The organism is Roseateles sp. P5_B10 (genome assembly GCF_056400485.1).
Genome location: NZ_JBFULE010000324.1, coordinates 1 through 5,685, shown reverse-complemented (window position 1 = coordinate 5,685; position 5,685 = coordinate 1). Strand labels below are relative to the sequence as shown.

General features: G+C 69.2%; 5 protein-coding genes. 3 read left to right on the top strand and 2 right to left on the bottom strand.

Features of this window, described 5'->3' with window-relative positions; genetic code table 11:
• Positions 1–119 precede the first annotated feature (119 nt).
• Entirely contained in the window at positions 120–1,778 is a 1,659-nt protein-coding gene (locus tag AC1DU6_RS18280) for an FMN-binding glutamate synthase family protein (protein ID WP_477858741.1), read from the bottom strand.
• 344 nt (positions 1,779–2,122) lie between these two features.
• Between AC1DU6_RS18280 and sppA the strand changes: the two genes are divergently transcribed.
• A complete protein-coding gene (gene sppA / locus AC1DU6_RS18275) occupies positions 2,123–4,003 on the top strand; it encodes a signal peptide peptidase SppA (protein ID WP_477858739.1) in 1,881 nt (626 codons plus the stop codon).
• Positions 4,004–4,045: 42 nt separating this feature from the next.
• On the opposite strand, the gene AC1DU6_RS18270 is transcribed toward sppA, so the two are convergent.
• A complete protein-coding gene (locus AC1DU6_RS18270) occupies positions 4,046–4,666 on the bottom strand; it encodes a glutathione S-transferase N-terminal domain-containing protein (RefSeq protein WP_056201277.1) in 621 nt (206 codons plus the stop codon).
• A gap of 54 nt (positions 4,667–4,720) precedes the next feature.
• Here AC1DU6_RS18270 and AC1DU6_RS18265 point away from each other — a divergent pair, with 54 nt between their 5' ends.
• Positions 4,721–5,200, top strand: a complete 480-nt coding sequence (locus AC1DU6_RS18265; protein WP_056200222.1) for a hypothetical protein — start codon at positions 4,721–4,723, stop codon at positions 5,198–5,200.
• On the top strand, positions 5,197–5,685 hold a 489-nt coding region (locus AC1DU6_RS18260; RefSeq protein ID WP_477858737.1), incomplete at its 3' end, for a hypothetical protein. The genes AC1DU6_RS18265 and AC1DU6_RS18260, both read left to right, overlap by 4 nt.

Genomic DNA, 5,685 nt, shown 5'->3' with positions numbered 1-5,685 from the left:
GATGTAACCGCTGCGCATTGTGCGCGTTTTGGTCGCCATCCCCCTAACTTGTAGGCGCCATCCCCCGCGGGCGCGGGCCCCTCGTCCAAGGAGGGGATCGCCAGGCGCCGGCCCGAGATTCACGCGGCAGCGGTACGTTCGATGGCGCCCTGGGGCGCAAAGCTGTGGGCGCTGGCCAGCGGCCAGTAGATCCTGAAGGTGTTGTGCCTCATGTCGCCGCGCAGCAGCGAACCCGGCTCCACGAAAGGCAGCAGGTTGGCCAGCAACCTGACCTCGTGCTTGTCCAGGCGGTGCACGATGTGCTGAGCCGTGATTTCCTGCGGGTGGCACAGGCCGGCGGCCTCGACGAGTTCCTTCAGCGCCTTCAGCGTGCCCTGGTGAAAGTTGGCGACGCGCTGGGCCTTGTCGGGCACGACGATGGCGCGCTGGCGCACCGGGTCCTGCGTGGTCACGCCCGTCGGGCAATGGCCGGTGTGGCAGGCCTGGGCCTGGATGCAGCCCAGAGCGAACATGAAGCCGCGCCCGGCGTTGCACCAGTCGGCGCCCAGCGCCATCAGGCGCACCAGGTCGAAGGCGGTCGTGACCTTGCCGGCGCAGCCGATCTTGATCTTGTCGCGCAGGTTCAATCCGACCAGCGAGTTGTGCACGAGCAGCAGGCCCTCCTGAACCGGCGCGCCGACATGGTTGGTGAACTCCAGCGGCGCGGCGCCCGTGCCGCCTTCGGCGCCATCGACGACGATGAAGTCGGGCGTGATGCCGGTCTCCAGCATGGCCTTGCACACAGCGAACCACTCCCAGGGGTGGCCGATGCAAAGCTTGAAGCCGGTGGGCTTGCCGCCCGACAGCGTGCGCAGCCTGTCGATGAACTGCATCATCTCGATGGGTGTCGAGAAGGCGCTGTGCCGGGCCGGTGAGATGCAGGCCACGCCCTCGGGAAYGCCGCGTGCGGCCGCAATCTCCGCCGTCACCTTCGGGCCGGGCAGCACGCCGCCGTGGCCGGGCTTGGCGCCCTGGCTGAGCTTGAGCTCGATCATCTTGACCTGCGGGTCGCGGGCAGCGGCCTCGAAGCGCTCGGGGCTGAAGCTGCCATCGTCATTGCGGCAGCCGAAATAACCCGAGCCAATCTCCCAGATCAGGTCGCCGCCATGCACGCGGTGGTGGGCGCTGATCGAGCCTTCGCCCGTGTCGTGGGCGAAGCCGCCGAGCTTCGCGCCCTTGTTCAGCGCCAGGATGGCGTTGGCGCTGAGCGCACCGAAGCTCATCGCCGAGATGTTGAAGACGCTGGCCGAATAGGGCTGGGCCCGGCCCGCGCCAATGGTGATGCGGAAGTCGTGGCTGGTGAGATGGGTCGGCGCCAGGGAATGGTTGATCCATTCATAGCCGCGCGCGCTGACGTCCAGCTGGGTGCCGAAAGGGCGCTGGTCGGCCTCGCCCTTGGCGYGYTGGTAGACGATGGAGCGCTGGGCACGCGAGAACGGCGCGGCATCGTTGTCGCCCTCCAGGAAATACTGGCGGATCTCCGGGCGGATGAACTCCAGCAGGAAGCGCAGATGGCCGATGACGGGATAGTTGCGCAGAATGGAATGACGCGTCTGACGGGTATCGCGCAGGCCGAKCAACGTCAGGCCCAGGAAGACGACGACCAGCACGCCGTCGACGAGCCCGCCCATCCAACCGATGGCGAAGAACAGCGCGAGCAGGCCGCACAACATCCACGTCAGATAGCGCAGCGGGAAATACTCGTTGATGCGTCGTGTCCAGCTGGGCCAGGCAAGCATGAGGGGTCCTTAAACCGTGACCGACGGATGCTAAGGCCGGAGGAGCCTGAGCGGCAGCGGGCGTGGCCCGCGTTGTGACTGGCAAGGGCGCAGGCTAGGCGCGAGGAGGCAGCGGGTGCGTACCCGCAACGACGAGCAACAACGCCTGCGCCCTTGCCAGTCACAACCCGGAGGGCCGAGCGATTTGCGGGGCCATGCGGCGTTACCGGCTCGTTGTGGGTCCCTACCCACGCCTCGCCGGCGCCTGGCCTGGCCCCGCAAATCGCCTCGGCGCGGGCCACGCCCGCTGCCGCTCAGGCTCCTGACCTCACAATTGCCCGCATCAACCCTCAAGGTAGCTGTCGATGAAGTCCTTTTTTTCCACGCTGGGCTGGCTGTTCTCCAAGGCCTGGTGGCTGCTTGACGGCACGCGCCGCGCACTGATGAATCTCTTCGTGCTGCTGCTCCTCGTCATCTTCGTCACCGCCGTGATGACGCGCGGTCCCAAGCCGCTGGCCGACAAGACGACGCTGGTGCTCAAGCTCGATGGCAGCCTCGTCGAACAGTTTTCCGGCAGCCCGCGCGAGCAGCTGGCAGCCCAGGCCCGCGGCCAGAGCGTGCCGCACCAGACACGGTTGCGCGACGTGCTCGCCGTGCTCGACCAGGCCGCCAAGGATGACAAGATCAGCGCCCTGCTGCTGGACGTCGAGGAGCTGCAAGGCGCAGGTCTGGCCGGCCTGCACGAGGTCGTCAGCGCGCTGCAGCGCTTCAAGCAGAGCGGCAAGCCGGTGCTGGCCTATGCCGACAGCTACAGCCAGCGCGGCTACTTCCTCGCCGCCCAGGCCGGCGAGGTCTATCTGCATCCCATGGGCATGGTCGGCATCGAAGGCTTTGGCCGCTACCGCACCTACTACAAGGACGCGCTGGACCGCATCGGCGTGACGCCGCACGTCATCAAGGTCGGCACCTACAAGAACTTTGCCGAGACCTACACGGCCAATGGCCCCAGCCCCGCGACGCTGGAGTCCGAGGGCCTGGTCTATGGCGAGCTGTGGAGCGGCTTCACCGGCAGCATCGAGGCCGCACGCAAACTGGAGGCGGGCAGCATCGCCAAGGGCATCGCCGGGCTGCCGCAACTGCTTGCCGCCACGCAGGGCGACACGGCCAGGCTGGCCCTGCAGGCCAAGCTGGTCGACGGCCTGAAGACGCGCGACGAAATGCGCGAACTGCTCATTGCCAAGGGCGCCAAGGACGAGGACAGMAAGAGCTTCCGCCAGATCTCGCTGAACCAGTACCTGGCCTATGTGAAGGACGCCGGCACGCCCAACAAGTTGCAGCCCGGCATTGGCATCGTCGTGGCCGAGGGCGAGATCGTCGATGGCGATGCCGGCCCGGGCCGCATCGGCGGTGACTCCACGGCCCGCCTGATCCGCAAGGCCCGCGAGGACGAGGCCATCAAGGCCATCGTGCTGCGCGTGAACTCGCCGGGCGGCAGCGCCTTCGCCTCCGAGATCCTGCGCCGCGAGCTGGAGCTGACCCGCAAGGCCGGCAAACCAGTCGTCGTGTCGATGGGCGACGTGGCGGCCTCGGGCGGCTAMTGGATCTCCATGGCCAGCGACACCGTCATCGCCGACGCCGGCACCATCACCGGCAGCATCGGCGTGTTCGGCATGCTGCCCACCGCCGAAGGGCTGATGGACAAGCTGTCGCTGCACACCGGCGGCGTCACGACGACGTGGCTGGCCGGCGGCTACGACCCGCGCCGCCCGCTGGACCCGCGCCTGCAGGCCACCGTGCAGGCCAGCATCGACAACATCTACGGCCGCTTCACCAGCCTCGCGGCCCAGGCGCGCAAGAGCACGCCGGAGAAAATTGATGCCGTCGCGCAGGGCCGTATCTGGACGGGCTCGCAAGCCAAGGAGCGCGGCCTCGTCGACCGCCTGGGCAGCTTCGACGATGCCGTGCAGACGGCCGTCCAGTTGGCCAAGCTTGAGGTCAAGGAGGGCGAGAAGCCGCGCCTGGCTTATGTGGAGCGCGACCTCAGCCGCAGCGAGCGGCTGCTGGCGTCGCTGACCGACACACTGGCGCCGTCCATCGCCGCGGCCATCGGCAGCTCGCTGGGCCTGGACGCCCTGCCCGCGCCGGTGCGCGAGGAGCTGGCGATGCTGAAGGATCTGTCGCAGTTCGCCGCCCGCGGCCAGTGGGACAAGGCCGCCGCCGTGCACTGCCTGTGCGGTGCTCCCTGACCTGCGAACCGATTAACTGGCCGGCGTCTGCCAGCCCCCGCTTCATGGCCAGTGGCGTTGGAACACTGCAGCCACCTCGGGATGCTGCTCCACGCGCAGCAACTGGGCGAAGAAGCTCGGCCGCTCGGCCTGCAGGAAGGGCCGCGACCCCGACCACTTGGACACCACCGTGGCCAGCAGCTCCAGCGCGCCGGGCACGCCGGCCTCGAAGCCGATCTCGAACTGGTCGGCAAACAGCCGCCAGTGCTCGTGCAGGCGGGCCCGCGTGCCGGCGCGGATCTGCGCCTTCATTGCGTCGTCGCAGGGCTCGCACCAGCGCTCGGGGTAGTCGATGACGCTGATGGCCGCATAGCAGTTGGCCGCCACATAGACCAGGCCTCGGATGGCGCGCGCCCGCGCGCTGGCGTCGGCGGGCAGCAGCAACCCCGGCGGCACCGTCAGGCCCAGGTGGATGAGGATGGCGGCGCTCTCCGTCAGCACCGTGCCGTCGGCCAGCACCAGCGTCGGAATCTGCCCCAGCGGATTCACGCGCAGCAGCTCATCGCGCCCGGGCCCGGGGTTCCACGAGGCTGCGTCCACGGTCGTGTAAGCCAGGCCGGCGCGCGCCAGCGCCGCCTCGATGACCGCCGAACCCGAACCCTTGGTGCCGTACAAGGTCAACATTGCCATGACTCCTTCATCGAGCGTGCTCTCGAGCATGCAAAATCGTCTCACATCATGAGCCCCGGCCCCTCACTTCCCCCTTCCCGGCATCCGGTCGTCAAGCCCAGCTTCGGCCGCGTCAGCGTCGGCGTGCATGGCCGCGTCATGGTGTCGATCGCCGAAGGACCTTTCGACGCACCGCTGATGGCAGCCGTCAAGCGCGCCGTCGCGCTGGCCGGCAAGCGCCTGCCGGCCGACCGCCGCTTCGGTGACCTGCTCGAGATCCGCGGCAGCCTGCAGATGGACGCCGATGCGCTGCAGGAGCTGCGCGCCAGCATCGATGCCTTCGGTTCGCGCGGCATCGTCTCCCTGTCCACCGTCTTCCTGGTGCGCCCCGGCATCCCCGGCATCGAGCGCCTGCCGGCGCTGATGGACATCTGGCGCGCCAGCCGCCCGGTGCGCCGCGCCGACAACTTCGAGTCCGCCTGGGCCCTGGTCAACGCCGACCTGGCCGCAGCCGGCCTGCCGACGCAAGAGCCGCCAGTGCGCCGATGACAGACGCGCCCGGCCTGCAATGGCCCCTCGATGCCAAGGGCAAGCGTGCCACCGGCGCGCCGGGCCAGCGCATCATCGCGGCCGCCTTGCGTGGGCTGGACGCAACCGCGGCCGACGCCGTCGCCGCCGAACACGACTGGCGCCACGCCTACCCCGCCCATTGGTGCGCCCTGGTGCAAGCTCAAGCGGCCCGGCCCGTGGGTGTCGTCGCCTCGGCACGCGTCGGCCTCGCCGCGGCCTGGCGCGAACTGCCCTTCATGCGCGCCGGCCAACCCCACGCTCTGGCCGACGCAATGAACACGCCCCAGCGCCGCCTGCAAACGCTGCAACTGCGCGGCAGCGGCGATGCGGCACCCGCCCGCTGGACCGTGCCCCACCAGGGCCGCGAGCTGCATGGCGATACCCTCGCCCGCCAGATCGACCGCTGGGAGAAGGGCGGCATCTGCGAGGCCGCCCACGCGGGCGCGCTGCGCGACTGCCTGGCC